Genomic DNA, 18,433 nt, shown 5'->3' with positions numbered 1-18,433 from the left:
TAGTTTACACTATCACGGCTTTTTGATAACTACGCCCGTCGCATATACGCCCGTACGGTAATTGGTGCAAAGAAAACTACGATTACTGTTGCTCCAAGGAGGGAGATTGTAAGGTCCCAGCCCATTGTACCAGAATTGGTTAGATCCCTTACGGCTGTAACAAGGTGAGAAATTGGATTAATTTTTACAAACCATTGAAGCAACTCAGGCATCGTATTGGCTGGTACAAACGCATTAGAGAGAAACGTAAGTGGAAATAGGATAATCATTGAGATCCCTTGTACACTTGAAGCAGTTCTCGAAATGACACCGAAGAAAGCAAAAATCCAGCTCATAGCCCAAGAACAGACAATCACAAGAAGACCAGCAAGGATTACAAAGCCTAAGCCACCTTCAGGACGATATCCCATGATATATCCCATGGTAAATGTAAGTATCGTAGCAATCGTATACCGAATTGTGTCAGCTAGCAAAGCTCCCGCCAAAGGAGCTATACGTGCAATAGGCAGTGACTTAAATCGATCGAATACCCCTTTATCCATATCCTCTCGTAACTGTACACCTGTAACAACAGAGGTTGTAATCACAGTCTGGACGAGGATCCCTGGAATAATGACAGGCAAATAGTTTTGTACATTTCCAGAAATAGCCCCTCCGAAGATATAGGTAAACATGAGAGTAAAGATAATGGGTTGCAGAGTAACGTCAAATAATTGCTCAGGTGTGCGTCTAATTTTAAGCAGACCTCTATAAGCCATTGTTAACGAATTCCTTACTACTTGCCGAAAGCCCGATTTATTACGAAGCTTTCTTTCATTGACTGATTTTATTGTGGTGCCACTCATGCTAACCCCTCCTCTTTAGTAGAGTTATTAGAAATGCTTGATGCATCTTCCTTTGAACCAGTGATAGATAGAAAAACTTCATCTAAGGTTGGTTTTTGCACACTTAACTCTGACAGGCGAATACCAGCCCCTCTAAGCGTGATTAACAAGTCCGTTACCCGATCCGCATCTGCCATTGGAGCCATAATTTTTCCACCTTCCATAGGAACCGCCGACTGGGTATTAAGAACTCGCTCAACAATTAAGCGAGCTTCCTGCATATCTTGTTCGTCTTGAATGCTTAAATGTAAGGATGATGAGCCGACTGATTCTTTTAATTCATTCACTGTACCTTCCGCAACCACTTTACCACGATCGATAACAGCAATTCGATCAGCTAGTTCATCTGCCTCTTGGAGATACTGCGTTGTTAATAGTACCGTTGATCCTCCATTTACTAATCGCCGAATCGTATCCCACATTTGATTACGTGTTCGTGGATCTAGTCCAGTAGTCGGCTCATCTAAAAATATAAGTGGGGGTTGGGCAATTAGACTTGCAGCTAAGTCTAGTCGGCGACGCATACCACCTGAGAAATTTTTCAAGGGACGTTTTGCTGCTTCTGTTAAACCAAACTCCTCTAGTAAGTCCATCGCCTTACGCTTTGCATCCGTACGCCCTAGACCTAATAGTCGAGAAAAGATAATTAGATTCTCGGTAGCACTGAGAGACTCGTCGACAGAGGCATACTGGCCTGTCACGCCGATTAAATGACGAACAAGCTGCGGCTCCTTCACCACATCATATCCAAAAATCCGTGCTGAACCAGCATCTGCCTTAAGCAATGTTGCCAGCATTCTAATCGTAGTCGTCTTCCCTGCTCCATTCGGTCCAAGTACACCATAAATCATACCAGTACCAACGTTTAAATTTACTCCATCAACTGCACGGTTATCTCCAAATGTTTTGACCAATCCATGCGCTTCCACTGCCCAGTTTCTATTTTCTATAACTAATTTTCTGTTAGAAATGTAATTCAATGAAAATCCTCCCTTTTTATCTGCAATTGATTATATAAAGATCATAAATTATATATGTAAACTCAATGTAAACTATAAATCAATCCAGATAAGGTAGAGGGGTCAGATGTTATCTAAACTTTCCATATCTTTTCACTCGCGCACCCTTTGGTTCCTTGTCCATTTCATGAAAAATAAAACCCAGTAGTCAAACCCCCAGCATACAAAAGCCAAGCACATGTTACATCACTACTTACCCTTTACCTACTGCAGTAAGAGGTATTTTTTATTTTCCGATTGGACAGGCAAGCTTACTGCTATAGCTACATAGTATCTAAAGAATTATAACTCCGTTACCTAATCAGTATCTAGTTCAGTATCGCTACCGCGTTAATACAAGCTGTATACGCCTAGTGAAGCCCTTGTTGAAACCTGTAAGGGAGCTGAGCCGAAGAGGCGAAGGGGGCGACCGGATGCGGTGAGCTGAAATTATTCATACCTGAAAGACAAAAAAATTAAAGAATGAAGGAAGGTACCAGCATGAGAAAAACACACGATATTGGTTTTCAAAACTTCCTCCATCAACCATCCTTTAAGCCCTCCACAAAACCTCGTCCATTCAAGGCATATTCCTTTGTCCCATTTAGTCCACTTGCCATGCTTGACCCCACTATTCTAACCATAGGAGGCATTGTCTTAGGGATTGCTATCATCGAACGAATATTAGAGCGATGGGGTGTCATCGATCTTTCTGACCAGTTTGCGAAAGTGATGCGGTTTATCCTGCCTGTCACCTTTTATGGGGCCTTATTTTATTTTTTTGCGACCTTTATGTTTTAAGGAGGAATATTGATGTTTGAAAAACTAAAATTGCGTGGCCAGTTGATTAAGGCGTTTCGTACGGCAGAGATTTACCGGGTGGTGAAACGTGGAGACCATACCTCCTATCTGTTTCCGAAAATTCATCAAATCGATCATCACCTCACCTATACGCGGTACGCCTTTTCCTTACTAAATGGGATCGATCCTGAGCATTTAACGAAAAAAAGGTGGGCATTACGACAAGTATTAGGCAGTAATATCGAAATAAACGGCAGCTTAAAGAACTTTAGTATTATCGTTCATCACAAAAGCCTACCTAAGATGCTCGATTATAGGTATGATGCCATTCATCCTCATATTGAGAAAATGGAGCTTCCGGTATGCATTGGTCAAGATATCTATGGAAACCCCGTTTCATGGGATTTTGCTGATTTAGAAACGTTACTGATTTCTGGCGAAATTGGAGCCGGAAAGAGCAGTCTCATGCGGGTTATCCTCACAACATGGGTGAAATATACATCGCCTGACGATCTTCGGTTGATATTAGTCGATCTCAAACGAGCCGATTTATTGTTAGAGCATGGGGTGACGCATATCAGCAGGCTTCCGTTTAAGCTACCTCGTATCGTTTTGGTCATTGATGAAATGTCCATCGTGAAGAGAGAAACCGATCTCGTAGAGATGATCCAACAGTTTGCCAGCCAAGGTCGTGCGTTAGGTGTTCATACGATTATTGCGATGCAGCGTCCCGATGCCGATTTGTTGAATTCAGCACTCAAAGCAAACTTACGGGTTCGGATCTCTGGAAGGCAGGCAGATGCGATAAATGCGAAAGTAGCCGGAGTAATTGGCGCCGAAGAAATTGATGCTGCAGCCAGAGGGCGCATGAAAATTAAAATTGATGAGGTCAAAGAGTTTCAAGCTTATTTCTTAGATGAAGGAGCTTGTAAGGAAATGCTTTCTCCTTATAAAACACGCATAAAAGATCCTGAACCTGACCTAGGGGTCGTACCACAGTCCATCTTTGGTTTATTAGAGAAGGAGGAACAGCGATGAGCTTTCGGTTATCTCAGCGTGATAAAGACATCATAGGATTTATCAATCAATTTCGGGCTGTAGATCGCGACTCATTAGTTGACCTGTTCTTTAAACAGCTGAAATCGCCTATTAATGCATGTAATAGCGTGATGGTACGTTTATATCGATTAGGGCTCATTGAACGCACACAACAGTATTCTCCGACGGTTTACTTGCCCGTAGACGCGAAGATTAAAAAGAACTCTCAAAAAATACTACATTTCCTTTCTATCTTGGAAATCTATAAACAAATGTGTACGTATAGTGCACCTAAACAGGTGATTGTCGAAGATAAGCCCACTGGACGAAAAGAAGGCATTGAACCCGATCTCTTTTGTATCTTTAAAGGATCTCCGTTTTGGATTGAAATTCAACGAAATCAGTATTCAGATCAGAAAATGCAAGCGAAGATTAATTTATATGAGGCGTATTTCTTTTCAGATGAGTGGAAAACGTTGCATTGGCAGCCAGAGAATTGAGCAGCCATATTCCCTTCCGTTATCATGGTTACGCCTATTCGCTATGCAGTGTCTTCAGATCATCTCCGAATTATTCAAGTGGCAAGTATTCATGAATTGATGAAGGAATATAAAAGTCCCAATAAGCAGCATGATGCAAAAGTAAAATCCAACACTTCTTCTAGTGGAATAACAATCAACTTAACATGACCTTATGTCTTCAAATTAAGCTGCTATTCAAAGCCTAACTTAATTAGTTAGGTTTTGAATTATTTAATAGATAAATAATAATCAATATGTAATTAACATTATCTCTATCTATTTATATATCCCAAAAATCATTTATTTTAGCACTACTATCTATTCTACGGACTGTTTTTAAGATCTTCTTTATTATATCTTGTCGGGGAATGTAATTTTTGTCATTACAAACTATACCTATTGTCTTTCGACTAACTCCACAGGCTTTAGAAAATTCTGTAGTAGTAATACTATGTTTATCAAGAAATTTACCTAACTTACTTCTCTTTTTACCCAGTCCGAACATTTAAATCACCCTCCTAAAAGTATATTTGCCTAAAATGAGAAGAAAAATACTCATTTTGAAGAATAAAATACACATATTGGACAGGTAAAGATTCATAGACTATATTAAGATGTTATAAAAGCTGTTAGTTAACAAGGAATCTCCAACTCTTACGATGGCTATGAAATAGATAATAAACAAAAGTGGAATGTTATTTAGAATAATGTCGATATTTTTGTCATAATCATATAGCATGAATACAGTTAAGACCGCCTTATACACTGATAAGTAATGGGCGGTCTTTGTTATGGGTATGATATGATTTCAATCATTTTACATAAAAAATTCAGAAATAGACATACTGATACTATAAAGTATTAAACATTTTATAGTATCAGTATGTCCAATTTTAGGAGATTAATTACAGCCAACTTTAAGTTTTGGTGCCAAAACCTAAGGTTCTATATCATTTTGTTGCAAATAATCTCCCCCTCTTTTCAATAATACTTACTTATATTCTTTAAGTATTCTCTTTTCAATTGATAAATGGCTTTTTCACCTCTTTTATTCTAAACTCTCTATTCGTTTTACCATTCACCCTCTTCTCCAATTAATTAAGTTAAACTTAAGATGGACTTAATCACCTGAAGAAAAAACCAAAAGATTAAGTTGAACTATATGTTCAACTAGTTTAATAATTCTACATAAAAAAGGAATAACGTTCCTTTCTTTTTCCGTTTTAAAAGGATAAACTGAACACAATAAAGAATATATTCCATAAACATTTCCGGAATTTTAAAAATAAAAAGCAGGAATGATTTCCGAAACAAGTTCTATTCCGTTTTTATTTTTCCTTACTCTACCAATGAATACAGCATTTTCGTTTTTAAAAACAGGAAGAGGTTTTCTTGGAACAGAGCAGGAAACCTTTTCTTACTAGTAGAACTTTTCTCGATAATCATTTTGTTATTATTTAATAAAGAGTTATTAAGTTTACTCCTATAAAAAAAAAGACAACAACGTTCCTTTCTTTTTCCGTTTAAAAAGGATAAACTATATGAAATAAGGAATATATTATATAAACAATTCCATTAATAATGAGAAGAAAAAGCAGGAATGATTTCCGAAACAAGTTCTATTCCGTTTTTATTTTCCTTACTCTACCAATGGATGCAGCATTTCCGTTTTTAAAAACAGGAAGAGGTTTTCTTGGAATAGATCAGGAAACCTTTTTTCTTGCTAGTAGAACTTTTCTCGATAATCATTTTGTTATTATTTAATAAAAAGTTATTAAGTTTACTCCTACAAAAAAGACAACAACGTTCAGTTTTTCTTCTTTAAAGAAGAAAAACTGAACGAGAGAAGAAATTTATTACATAAACAATTTCATTAACAATGAGAAGAAAAAACAGGAATGATTTCCGAAACAAGTTCTATTCCGTTTTTATTTTTCCTTACTCTACCAACGGATGCAGCATTTCCGTTTTTAAAAACAGGAGGAGATTTCCTTGGAACAAAAACACGAAAAAAAATATTTCAAACCCGGTGAAGTTGCTAAAATTTTAGATGTAAGTACAGATCTTCTTCGGAAATATACAGACCATTTTAATATTCAAACTGAACGCTCAAAAGACGATGGTACAGGCTATAGAAAGTACACGAAGGAAAATATCGAAGAACTAGGAGAAATATTAAGACTAGTAAGGGAAGAGAACTTCTCTTGGGATCAAGTTCTATCGTGGAAAAACGGGGATGAAGAAGTCTTTGTTAAAATAGAAGAAAAAAGTAGATTAGAAAAGAAAATTGATAGATTGTTAGAAAAAGAAGAAAATCAAGAAAGCTTCAACGAAAGACAAGAACAATTTAATATGGTTCTAGCACGGACCTTGGATGAAGTTATGAAAGAATTGAAATCGACAAAAGCGCAGTTAGCAGCAAGTGAAGAACGAAATCGTATAATGGAAGAAAAAATTGAGTTGCTAAGTGATCCTAATTCAGATATAAGTCAGTTAGAAAAGAAATTAGATGAACAAAATGAACGAGCTGAGGCACGCGACAGATTGTTGATTGAAAGCTACAAACAAATTCAAGAACAAAACAAAAGAATGTTGGAACAAAAACCGGAATCAAAAAGGAAAAAGCGTTTTGGCTTATTTTAAAAAGCCGTTATAGGCATACTGATAGCTACCCTGACACCAAGCCTATAGGGGTAGTTCTTGATCTAACATGCATTGTCCAAATTGTAGGAGTAATGGCTGAGAAAATCCATAGTAATATCTTAACGGAAAATAACGGTGTATTAACCGAACCCTTGGGGGATAGGGGTCTTAGCCATATACACCGCTATAATTACCCGTATGACTTAATTACAGAAAGACAATCCAGTCACCATAAAGATAACTGGATTCCACGGAGAGATCGAACATATTAAACAGGTGATCACAAAAAGATATGTTTAACTTTACCCCTTGCTTCTAGAACCCTAAACAATTTCTCAAAAAAATTTTAGAAATGTTCTTGTTACTCCAATATCTATTAAAGTAGTGGGCTTATTCATTAAAGTTCCTATCCTTACTTATTTTTCGTATTAAAAGACTCTTTAACCAAGCCTTAACCTTCTTGTTTTTGGTGCTCATATATCACCGGAACTTTATCCATTTTAATGGTTTTGGCTACAACATAACGACGATAACCATCCTTTAAAACCTTGGTTCCTTTTTCAATCGTTAACGGCTCATCTAAGTGCCCAGTACGTTTCACAAAGTCAATGACCTTTTGCGTTTTTTCAGGGTTTGGGCGTGTCTTTAAGAAGGCTTCGGGAACAATTATCTCATCAAAGCTCACGATATCCTGTGTTCCTTTTGGTTGAGTTGGTAGCTGCTTCTGTTGTGAAGCGGTCTGTTGCTCTTGAACAGGTGTTTCCTTCGCTTCTGGCTGTACCATTTCAGCGTTCTTCTCTTCTATTGCTACAGGTTGGGAAACAGATGCTGGTTTTTCTTCCTGCTTGGTAGCTACAACCTCTTGTTGTGCCTTAGAAACCTCCTGCTTCGCTTCTTTTTTATCGTTTGAATCATTGGCTTCTTTATCATTTTTATTCGGGAGAACGGTAATCTGGAAGCAGATGATACCAATTTCCCCAGGGCACTCGTCAATGGGAATATCTAACGTCGGTTCCCCCTGTATTAAGATTTTTTCATGCATAATACTTTTCTTTGTTAGTCCGGTTTTATTAAAGGCTTTCTTCGCAACAAACACGGTATACGAAATAAACGTGCTCTTTTTTAAACCTTTAGGCGCAGAAGGTGAACCTTTTTCTCTCATATCAAAGGCAACGTAGCGATCGTATTCTCGTAATGGGCCTGTCGCAGATCCTGTTAGGGTCATTTTATGGGGCATCGAAATTTCCTCCTAGGTAGATGTATAATTATTGTTTATTTAGAACATACATCTAAATAAACATAATCTATTAAAATATTAGCTTCTAAGGGATTTCTACATTTTTTGATTAAGAAACTGAGCCTTTTAACTGGTCATGTTGGTGCAGTAAAGCTTGTTCTTCTGGTGTTAAGGCTTGTCCTAGATCCTGCTTCAGCTGCGCCATTTCAAACGAACTGTACATAGAACTGTGCTCTTGGAGCAAGGTTTCCTCTTTTGGTGTTAACTGTTGTCCTAAATCTTGCTTTAATTGAATCATCTCAAGCTGTTGATCCAGAGAAATAGCTGTTTCTTGTGTAGACTCTTTTTGCTCCTGTTCAGCTTTTAACCAAGCAGGAACCAATTCCTTACGGATGATATGTTTAGGCGTAAATAAGGCTGCTGTTTCAGCTTCAGTATGTATGTCTGACTCAGATGCTTGTTCTTCTGTATTCCCTTTTAGTAGATTGGTAAATTGATTGAATGCAATTTGATAAACAAGACGGCACATGTCATCCAGTGAGAGGGTAGTACCCTTATGATTCGCCTCATGGACATATTTATCTAAGCCTACAATCGCTGTATAAGCGACTTCATGAACTTGTTCTTTCACAATCTCAATCTTTGTATCTCTTTTTACTGCTTTGGCTGCATTTTGAATACGAGCATAAAAGTCTTTTAGTTGATGACCATATTTCCCTGCATACACATTATTTACTTTCTTAGGCACACCTTTGATATAAGCAAATGACTGTGAAGCAGATATTAAATGATTATTAATATGATTTACAGGTAAATCAAGGTTAATAAAGGGAGACGGTACTTTTTCGCCCTCAAAGCTTGATGTATCAACGTTTTCACCACTCTCTGGAGTTGTCACAGGAGTTGTCACAGGAGTTGTCATTTCTTCTTGTTGAACCATTTGGACACCTGTTGTATCATGGGCAAAAAAGATCTCATCGCAAATTTGGTTAAAATTCTTATGACTTTTAAGAACAAATACATAGCTGTCAGGATGAGCACCTGTTGTATCTTCTTTAATGTAACGTGCAACAAGTATAAAGGGTGTATCTTTTAATGATTTCACAAAACGGGAAACCGTACTTTTAGATACGTTAAATTTTTTCATAAGGGTTTCTGAACGGATCGCCTGAATACCCGTAGCTACAAGGTTATAAATCACGTGATCTAACATTTCCATCCGTTTTTTAGGGAATTCTTTATGTAAGGCCAATTGTTGTTGTTTAAAGTAAGTACGAAGGGTTTCTAAAAACGCTTCTTTCTTTTTACGAAGGGTAGGTTTCTGTTTCCATAACCATGTGAATGGCCCATTGAAGGTCTCTACATCTTTTAAATAGCAAGTCAATAGCTTTGTCATTTGTTCATCTTCTCCTTTAAGGAACACAAAAAAGACATTGTCTCCCTTGTAAAAGGAAAACAATGCCGTGATTTAGATGAACTAAGCCCTTGAAATAGATGTCAATTTCGTATAAAATAAAACCATAAGTTTTATTTTGTACAAAACTAACTCTATTAACAAGAGACTTCGACAAGTGTTTTCCCTACCGTAAATAGGGGGGACGGTTTAAGAGTGTTACCCGCACTTCTTAAACAGTTGAAGTCTTTTTTCTATTCCGCACGTTTTTGTTAGTTTTATTATAGCGTTAAGTCGTCTCATAATTCAATAAAAAATTAGCAAAATATATCAAAACAAGTATTATTAGCTACGATCCATTCGTTATTTCTTTAGGAGTCGCCTTTATCATAGCTGAATTTGTGGAATCTGGGGAGGGGTAATTTTTTACCCCTCCCCAAGTATCTAAAAGTATGTTATAATGCCTGATTTTTAATAACTTTGAAGGTTTATTGATTCGTATACTTTCAATGATAATCGCAAATGGTTCTCCAAGGTAGGGTGATTTTTTATAGTCCTTTTTTGTGAAGAGGGTGAGGGGAAATCACCCTATGCAAAAAGTTAAAGATATAATAAAAGCAGTTTCTACCTTATGTAGAAGCTGCTTTTTTATTGAATTCTGAGGGTGGAAATTGTCCTATATCGTTGGCAATTTGCACATGCTTAAGAGTATTGTTAACGCAAAGTTGTAGCTTTTTAAGTTCCTTTTTTTAATCGTTTTTCAACTCAATGGAAATAGTTTCTGTAATGGCTGTTACATTCTATTCTTTCTTTTATTCATAACTAAATTTGATACAAATGTTAGATATGGCATCACTAAGATATCTCATTTTTATTTAAGCATATAACTTTGAATGGATTGATAAGTGTCTTCATCGAGTGAAATCATTTGGCGTGTTTTATTCATCATCTTCATATCCTCTGATTAATTCTTCTAACATATCATTCAGGTTTTCCATTGAAGTTGTATACTATCCTATTGTCTTAATGTGATTCCCAAGCGAATTTTCAAGTGGTTCTTCTGAGGAAGAGTGTTGACTAAAAATAGCTAATGTGTGAACTTGATTTTTAAAAGATACTGTCATGATTGATCGGGTTTCTTTGCTTTCTCATCAATTTTTTTAACAGTAGTAGGATCAACATTTCTTATTTTAAGTTCCATATTTTATTTAAAATTCCTAAAATAGTGGTGCCCTTTTAAAAATAGAGAGAAGAGCATAAGGGGTTTTTGCCCCCCCAGACTGTGTGGGATTAGGCAGAGCCTAACAAAACCTTGGGTACAAGGAAATGCTTGCAAGAACCCCCTCAGCGCACCCTCAAATTAGAGGATAGTCCCTTCATCGGCCCCTCAGCGATTACAACATTTGTGCCAGAAACCCCTTCGCCGACCCTTCATAGTTGATAAATATCCCCTCAAGGGTCACTTCGTTTTGAAGTGTTTTTTTAAAAAATAAGACAGAAGCAAACGATCTTTTTTTTAACTTCTTTCGCACGTTCATGGTCAAAACGGTCATTTCTTTTTGCTTATCATACGAGTGATTTACGCGTGCTTTTTCATCATTCATGAATTAATTTTATTCTATAAACGATTACCGTTCTAAAAAAATACACGCTCACAGGAAGTCGATATTTATTTTTTTCATGTTCACATGGGTTAGAAAAAGATTTTATAAAAAAGAAAATGAAAGGCTACGGAAAAGCCGAGACAGAATCAAAAATTGTGATAAAAAAGATGCAATTCAATCTAATGATGAAAGCATTCAGTTCTATGAGGGTGACCAAAAAAGTCTACAAGAAAAGATCCAAAAATTAAGTGAAAAGCAACAGGATTTTGCCATAAGGTGAAAAAACACATGTTAACAGTAGGTCAACATGTGTTTTTTTGAGGTTCACAGCAGGTTCACATCATTAATTTTTTATGTTCACAGTAGCTTCACATGGAAGTACTTAGGTCAACAGTAGGTTTACACTTTAGAGGTTTTCGTGATATCACGGTTTTGCTAGGCTTTGCCTAGCCTATCACCCTATGTGATAGCAAAAACCCCTTATGCTCTTTTTTATTCGAAAACGATGATACATAAGGGATAAAAGCTAAACCATTTCGAAAGTGCTGAAACTTGGCACTTTTTTTAATTAATGAAAAGTAAGCAAGAGCTCTGGGGGAATCCACAATGCCTTAATAAATAAAAAATTAGAATAAGGGTAGTCCATTAAATTTGGAGAAGCTCTTGCTTCTACCTATTTTCAGAGACAAGTAATAGATGATGATAAAGAAGTAAAAAAGAAAAGTTTTGCATAATTTAGTGTAAATCCATTATAAAATCTTTTCACTCATATTTATTTTATAAAAGGGAAGCGTGATTATGCTAAAAGGAAAGGGAGTTAGAAAACTATTGAGATGTTATAGGTCATTCCTACGTTTCAGGTGCTCTTTCTGGGGAATTTTGTATACGGGTTAGCTACATCTTTTTTTGCTCCATATTCCTCATTGTTTGGTATTGACGAAGTCGGAATGAGCAATATACAATTTAGCTTTTTTATTAACATTATTTCAGTAGGTGCTGTTATTATTACTCACTACGGGCGCTGCCATTTTAGGATACTCTGGATTTGAATTCATCCGTAACTTTTATTTTTTAGCTTTTATTGCTTTCTTTTTACTGGGAACAGCAGCTTCTATCGTATCTCAATTATGGGCATTTATAAGAGAAACATTAAAGCAAAGCAAAGTACAAGAAAAAGAAACTCCTTTTGTACTGAATGTTTTCCGTGCATTCTTCGCCTTAGAACCACTTTTTCTATCTTTATTATAGAAAATTTAATATAATTCTATAGGGATGCATGAAACCGATTTTGCATGTTAAGGAGATTGAAATGTTAAAAACACTTGATCAATCACTAAAAGTTTTGAAGATGTTTACAAAAGACAAGCCGTCGTGGGGAGTAAGGGAACTTGCACAGGAACTAAATACTAATCACACGAATATTTACCGTATATTGGATACGTTTGAAAAGCATCGTTTCTTAGTACAAAATCCAGATACGAAAAAATATTCATTAGGATTTGCCGTATGGGAACTTGGATTAACCATGTATGAAAGTTTAAATGTAAGAGAGTTATTTACTCCTCTTTTAACCGATTTAATGAAAAAAACTGGAGAGTCTGTATTTTTAACGACATTTGATGGCCTAGAAGCTATTACACTTGATATTGTTGAAACGGATAATAAAGTGAAATTTACTGCTTCTATGGGAAGTCGAGCACCCTTATATGTTGCCGCTACTTATCGGGCTATTCTCGCTTATTTACCCCAAGATACCATCAATCAAGTCATTGAATTAGGCTTGCGTCCTTATACGAAAGACTCCATAGTCGATCCCAAAGAATTGCATAAAGAGTTAGAAATCATAAAGGGGCAAGGATGGGCAAAAAGCAGTGGGGAATATACTCCTGATGTGACAGCTATTGCTGTTCCTTTATTCTATAATAATCAAATCGCCGGATCTCTTACAGTCTCTGGTCCTATTTATCGTATGAGTGATACGACTATTGAACATAATTTGCTGCTTATGAAAGAAACAAGCCTGAAATTAATGGACATTATGGAGAAATATCATCTTAAACTTTATCACTGAAGTAAGACATACTCCAATTTTATACTTTCCTTTATTAAAAACCTCGTGGGTTTACATTTATGAACCTACGAGGTTTTTTATGCCATCCAAATAGAAAGGGATATCTATTTATAAAGTTTTCTGCGTAGGAGTTCCTAGATATTCCTATTTTTTTACACTAGAAAAACTAATGAAAAGAATCAGAAAATTATTGAAAGTTTTATTTTTAAACTATATAATAATTCTACTATCAACAAATATAGAAACACTGTTTCTATATTAGAACCATTTGAGAGGTGGAATTAAAAATACTGACTTATTTTATAAACTTAATTGGAAAAAATTTTAATAATGAAGGAGATGAGAAATTAAAGAAATTTTGATAAGAAAAATTAATTAATCAAACTGCTGTTTATAATGGTTAGCCATCTTTTGAAAGCCATATTTTTTTAAACAAAATTCAAATAAGTAAAAGTAGGAGCTTGGTTAATACAGGATAAAATAAATGAAAGTTTTAATTTAAGTATCAATGCTTACTTATTTTTAGATATTTCGTATACATGGATACTGCACTTATTACCTTGTTTTTAGGTGTATTAACTCCTTAAATTTCTCCGGGTATGCTAATTGGTTTCTTGCTATGTGACGCGGTTGAAGTAGAAGGACCATTCGCCTCTGATTTACATTAGTGTTTGAAGGTTCAATGAATTATATAATTTAACTATTTTAATGCTAAATCAGCAATTATGGGAAGGAAATAATTAATTGATTTATTAAAACAAAGCGATATGTTTCAATCGACCTTCACGATTGAAGAACAACTTAAATGACATCCAGATTGGGGGAGTTTCAATGAATAACAAAGAAAAACACCCGAGCGTCTTTGAAGCTGTCGCTCTTATTCTTAACATTTTAACGGCAGTTCTAGGGGCAATCATCGGAATGCAAATTGTCACCACGCTCGGGGTTACGCCAAGCACATCAATTATTGGGGCCCTAGTAGCAATGTTAATTGCTCGAATTCCCGTAGCCTTTTTACGGAAATTCAAGTCCGTTCACAGGCAAAATCTTGTCCAAACATCTATTTCTTCAGCTACTTTCGGTGCAGCTAACAGTTTGCTAATTCCGATCGGAATCCCTTATACACTAGGAAAACCGGAATTAATCGTTCCAATGCTAGTTGGTGCGGCTTTGGCGATGTTTGTAGACGCAGCCATTTTATATAAGATATTTGATTCGAAGCTTTTTCCCGCATCAGAGACTTGGGCACCGGGTGTGGCAACTGCGGAATCCATTATGGCCGGAGATAAAGGTGGAAAACGAGCAGGCCTTCTCGGAATCGGAACGGCTCTTGGGCTAATTGGTTCCTACTTTCATATTTCAATGTCAGCGTTTGGTGTAGCTTTCATTGGGAATATTTGGGCTTTAACCATGTTTGGTATTGGTCTTATGATTCGCCAATATTTTATTCCTTGGTTCGGAGTGGATATTAATGCATTGTACATTCCCCACGGTATTATGGTTGGAGCAGGAATTGTTGCTTTAATTCAAGTTGCCATACTTATTTTTGGTAAACAAAAAAATGCAAAGAATGGACTCAGTGAGATTTCTATAGCATCTGAGAACGTGCAAGCGCCTGTTACCCGTCCAATCAATGAGGCAAGAAGATCATTAGGCTTAGGATTTATTGCATACCTTGTCATCGCGCTTATTATTGCATTGATAGGTGGAATTGTAACGAAGATGTCCATTGGTATGTTAATTGGCTTTTTAATCTTCGCTGCTTTTGCCGCATTTATCCATGAATTGATTGTTGGAATCGCAGCTATGCACTCTGGGTGGTTTCCGGCTTTCGCAGTGGCATTTATTACCCTTCTTTTCGGAATGCTCATAGGGTTTCCAACAGAAGCTCTTGCATTACTTGCTGGATTTAGTGCTGCGACAGGCCCAGCTTTTGCCGACATGGGTTATGATTTGAAAACTGGATATATCCTTCGGGGGAAGGGCAAGGACCCAGAGTATGAACTACAAGGAAGAAAGCACCAATATATAACGGGAATGATTGCTTTTGGTGTAGCTCTTCTAACCGTTATTTTTACGTACAAAGGTTACTTTGCACAAAATCTTGTTCCACCAATTGATAAAGTGTATGCCTCTACCATTACGGCAGGTGCTTCTTCTGAAGTGGCCAAGCATCTGTTAATGTGGGCAATTCCAGGAGCAATCATCCAATTAATTGGTGGTCCCGGTCGTCAGTTAGGCGTTCTATTTGCTACTGGGCTTCTCATCTTGACACCTAACGCATGTTGGGCGGTTCTTGGGGGGATTTTAATCCGAATGATTGTTCTTAAGGTTAAAGGAAAAGAAGCTGAAACACCAATGAGCATTTTAGCAGCAGGTTTTATCGCGGGTGATGCGCTATATAGTTTCTTTAATTCAATATTTGGCAGTTTGAAAAAGTAAAGGGAGTGTTTGTATGGTGAAAATGAAACTGGATGAAAAAATGGTAGAATATGCGGTTTATGGCGGCGCCGTCCTAGGAGGAGGCGGTGGCGGATGGATCGAAGAAGGATTGCAAATTGGCCGCTTAGCACTTGAAATCGGACAGCCTGAACTTCTAACCGTCGATGAACTTCATGATGAGGACTTACTGGTAACTGTGTCGCTGGTGGGTGCACCTGCAGCAAAAGAAAAATTTCTTAAACCGATTCATTATTCTAGGGCATTAGAATTACTTACACAAAAGATCGATAAGTCCATTAAAGGCATCACAACAAATGAAAATGGTGCCAGTACAACTGTAAACGGATGGTTTCAATCTTCAGTAATGGGAATTCCGGTTATTGATGTACCATGTAATGGACGAGCTCATCCGACAGGTTCAATGGGTTCTCTTAATTTATCTGAACGTCCGAATTATGTATCACATCAAGCTGCCTTAGGAGGTAAAGGCGACAAATATGTTGAACTAAGCGTTTCAGGTTCACTTTCTAAAGCAGCATCTATAGTTCGTACTGCATCAGTCGAAGCTGGCGGCCTTGTAGCAGTTGCAAGAAACCCAGTAACCGTTGCTTATGCTAAAGAAAATGGTGCCCCTGGAGCTATTCGTCAAGCGATTGAAGTCGGTGAAGCTTTACTAAACAACAAAGGCGAGGCTGCTATTGACGCCGTTGTAACAAAACTAGGTGGAAAAGTAGTTGCTGAAGGTACGGTAAGGGAATTTAGTTTGGAAACTACAGGAGGTTTCGATGTTGGTAGTGTAACAATTGGTTCACATGAACTAACATTTTGGAATGAGTATATGACATTAGAATTGAATGGTGAAAGGATTGCTACATTCCCAGATCTTATTATGACGCTTGATGCAAAAACGGCTAAACCAATTGTGACAGCAGAGGTGGAAAAAGGTCAATCGCTAGCTGTAATATCTGTCCCGAAAGAAAATTTAATCTTGAGCAGTACAATGAGAAATGAAAATCTAATGAAACCTGTTGAAGAAATTATTAAGAAGCCTATACTTCCATATCTTTAAGAGGCAAATTAAACATTTTTATAGATTAGAAGATCTGGAGGGAAATGAAATGGTACTAAAACAAACATTTACTGTATTAGAAACAATGGGCAGTGCTTATGTTAATGGAGAAACGGTGAAAGAGCTCTTTAACAAGTATCCGAACGTTACTGTAACAGTTAAAAAAGTAATTGGTGAAAAAGGTAGTACAGATTTTATTGAGATTTTGATTCCAGGAACCGAAGGGAAACAAAAAGGTGGAACTTCGCCGACTGTTGGAATAATTGGTCGCCTCGGAGGTATTGGTGCGCGTCCAAGTCGAATCGGACTTGTCTCTGACGCTGATGGCGCAATTGCAGCGGTTGCTTCGGCTCTTAAACTTGCTGATATGCAAACTAAGGGAGATATGTTAATAGGTGATGTGATTATTTCCACGCATATTTGTCCCGACGCCCCAACGCGTCCACATGAACCGGTTGATTTTATGGATTCCCCGGTTGATATTTGGGAAATGAACAAACATGAAGTAATCCCATCAATGGATGTCATATTATCCATTGACACGACAAAAGGAAATCGTGTAATCAATCATAAAGGAATTGCCATTTCTCCTACGGTGAAGGAAGGGTATATACTTCGTGTAAGTGAGGACTTGCTAAGAATTATGGAAATGACGACTGGGGAGTTACCAGTTACATTCCCAGTAACAATGCAAGATATTACGCCTTATGGCAACGATGTTTATCATATTAATTCGATTTTACAACCGTGTGTAGCAACGGATTCTCCTGTCGTCGGTGTAGCGATTACCGCCCAATCAGCAGTACCAGGCTGCGGCACGGGTGCAAGCCACGAAGTCGATATCGCTGCGGCAGCAAGGTTTTCTGTTGAAGTGGCAAAAGAAGTAACTAATGGAACGTGTCAATTTTACGACAAAAAAGAATTTGAACATATGACAAAGCTCTACGGATCGATGAAAATTTTGCAAACGATGGGGAAATAATCATTTGACGTTGCGGGACAGGTACCTCTAGACCTCGCTCCTGTATATTCATTGGAGGTATTAGATATGGAGAAGTTTGGGATGATCACAATTGGTCAAGCGCCACGTGCAGATGTAGCTCCAATTGTTCAAAAATACTTGGAGGATCGCGCTGAACTCGTTCAAGTTGGAGTATTGGATGGATTGAAAAAGGACTATATTGAACAGCATTTGTATCCAGAAAAAGGAGACTATGTCTTAACTTCTCGATTAACAAATGGTGAATCTGTCATAATGTCCAGGAAAAAGATGCAACCCATTTTGCAAAGGAAAATTAATGAGCTTGAAGATGTCGGCGTTAAACAAATATTTCTATTATGTACAGGGGTATTTCCCGGTTTGACAACAAAGCGTGCTTATCTTATTGAACCTGATCATATTATTCCGAACACAGTTAAAGCACTTGTCAGGAAACGTCGATTTGGTGTCATTGTTCCGCTTAAAGAGCAAGAAGAGAATCTAGAACCAAAATATACTTCTCTTGGGCTTCGTCCGATTTTTGCTGTTATATCACCTTATGAAAAGGATATCTCTAGTTTTCAAGAAGTCGCTAAAGAATTGAAGGACAAAGTCGATGTTATTTTACTTGATTGCATGGGTTATACCGAACAGGCAAGGGAGCTGGTTTCCAAGGCATCAGGATTACCGGTTATTTTATCTAATGCTATTATGGCAAAATTAGTATCAGAAATGATTTAAACAGGAAGTTCA

14 protein-coding genes are annotated in these 18,433 nt (G+C 37.1%); 9 read left to right on the top strand and 5 right to left on the bottom strand.

Going from position 1 to position 18,433, the window contains the following annotated elements:
* Positions 1–29: 29 nt before the first annotated feature.
* Positions 30–845, bottom strand: coding sequence for an ABC transporter permease (locus tag AC1D0Y_RS24815; protein WP_477708014.1), 816 nt, complete (start codon positions 843–845; stop codon positions 30–32).
* Positions 842–1,864 (bottom strand): ATP-binding cassette domain-containing protein, encoded by a 1,023-nt coding sequence (locus tag AC1D0Y_RS24810; RefSeq protein WP_477708013.1) that lies wholly within the window; start codon positions 1,862–1,864, stop codon positions 842–844. The genes AC1D0Y_RS24815 and AC1D0Y_RS24810 overlap by 4 nt, the downstream gene beginning before the upstream one ends.
* A 519-nt stretch (positions 1,865–2,383) precedes the next feature.
* Between AC1D0Y_RS24810 and AC1D0Y_RS24805 the strand changes: the two genes are divergently transcribed.
* Genes AC1D0Y_RS24805 through AC1D0Y_RS24795 form a run of 3 tightly spaced genes read left to right on the top strand, consistent with a single transcriptional unit; the run spans position 2,384 to position 4,221 of the window.
* A complete protein-coding gene (locus AC1D0Y_RS24805) occupies positions 2,384–2,683 on the top strand; it encodes a hypothetical protein (RefSeq protein WP_477708012.1) in 300 nt (99 codons plus the stop codon).
* A gap of 42 nt (positions 2,684–2,725) precedes the next feature.
* A complete protein-coding gene (locus tag AC1D0Y_RS24800; protein ID WP_477708011.1) occupies positions 2,726–3,721 on the top strand; it encodes an FtsK/SpoIIIE domain-containing protein in 996 nt (331 codons plus the stop codon).
* Entirely contained in the window at positions 3,718–4,221 is a 504-nt protein-coding gene (locus tag AC1D0Y_RS24795) for a hypothetical protein (protein WP_477708010.1), read from the top strand. The genes AC1D0Y_RS24800 and AC1D0Y_RS24795 overlap by 4 nt, the downstream gene beginning before the upstream one ends.
* A gap of 301 nt (positions 4,222–4,522) precedes the next feature.
* Here AC1D0Y_RS24795 and AC1D0Y_RS24790 read toward each other — a convergent pair whose 3' ends face one another.
* Entirely contained in the window at positions 4,523–4,747 is a 225-nt protein-coding gene (locus AC1D0Y_RS24790) for a helix-turn-helix domain-containing protein (RefSeq protein WP_061860358.1), read from the bottom strand.
* A 1,487-nt stretch (positions 4,748–6,234) separates the two neighbouring features.
* On the opposite strand from AC1D0Y_RS24790, the gene AC1D0Y_RS24785 reads away from it, so the two are divergent.
* Positions 6,235–6,885, top strand: coding sequence for a MerR family transcriptional regulator (locus AC1D0Y_RS24785; RefSeq protein WP_207372431.1), 651 nt, complete (start codon positions 6,235–6,237; stop codon positions 6,883–6,885).
* A gap of 451 nt (positions 6,886–7,336) precedes the next feature.
* On the opposite strand, the gene AC1D0Y_RS24780 is transcribed toward AC1D0Y_RS24785, so the two are convergent.
* Both AC1D0Y_RS24780 and AC1D0Y_RS24775 read right to left on the bottom strand, forming a co-directional pair.
* Positions 7,337–8,122 (bottom strand): ParB N-terminal domain-containing protein, encoded by a 786-nt coding sequence (locus AC1D0Y_RS24780; protein ID WP_477708009.1) that lies wholly within the window; start codon positions 8,120–8,122, stop codon positions 7,337–7,339.
* 109 nt (positions 8,123–8,231) lie between these two features.
* Positions 8,232–9,518 (bottom strand): replication protein, encoded by a 1,287-nt coding sequence (locus tag AC1D0Y_RS24775; protein ID WP_477708008.1) that lies wholly within the window; start codon positions 9,516–9,518, stop codon positions 8,232–8,234.
* A 2,910-nt stretch (positions 9,519–12,428) separates the two neighbouring features.
* On the opposite strand from AC1D0Y_RS24775, the gene AC1D0Y_RS24770 reads away from it, so the two are divergent.
* The 5 genes from AC1D0Y_RS24770 to AC1D0Y_RS24750 all read left to right on the top strand — a co-directional run bounded on the left by AC1D0Y_RS24770 (position 12,429) and on the right by AC1D0Y_RS24750 (position 18,421).
* Positions 12,429–13,190, top strand: coding sequence for an IclR family transcriptional regulator (locus tag AC1D0Y_RS24770; RefSeq protein ID WP_477708007.1), 762 nt, complete (start codon positions 12,429–12,431; stop codon positions 13,188–13,190).
* A gap of 831 nt (positions 13,191–14,021) precedes the next feature.
* Positions 14,022–15,632: an OPT/YSL family transporter gene (locus AC1D0Y_RS24765; protein WP_477708006.1), complete on the top strand. Its 1,611-nt coding sequence runs from the start codon at positions 14,022–14,024 to the stop codon at positions 15,630–15,632.
* 13 nt (positions 15,633–15,645) lie between these two features.
* Positions 15,646–16,701, top strand: a complete 1,056-nt coding sequence (locus tag AC1D0Y_RS24760; protein ID WP_477708005.1) for a DUF917 domain-containing protein — start codon at positions 15,646–15,648, stop codon at positions 16,699–16,701.
* A gap of 49 nt (positions 16,702–16,750) precedes the next feature.
* A complete protein-coding gene (locus tag AC1D0Y_RS24755; protein ID WP_477708004.1) occupies positions 16,751–17,683 on the top strand; it encodes a DUF1177 domain-containing protein in 933 nt (310 codons plus the stop codon).
* A 66-nt stretch (positions 17,684–17,749) separates the two neighbouring features.
* On the top strand, positions 17,750–18,421 hold the full coding sequence (locus tag AC1D0Y_RS24750) for an AroM family protein (protein ID WP_477708003.1): 672 nt from the start codon (positions 17,750–17,752) through the stop codon (positions 18,419–18,421).
* The last annotated feature ends 12 nt before the right edge of the window (positions 18,422–18,433 follow it).

It is taken from the genome of Priestia sp. P1_B12_1 (genome assembly GCF_056406695.1).
This window is presented reverse-complemented; position numbering and strand designations above follow the sequence as displayed.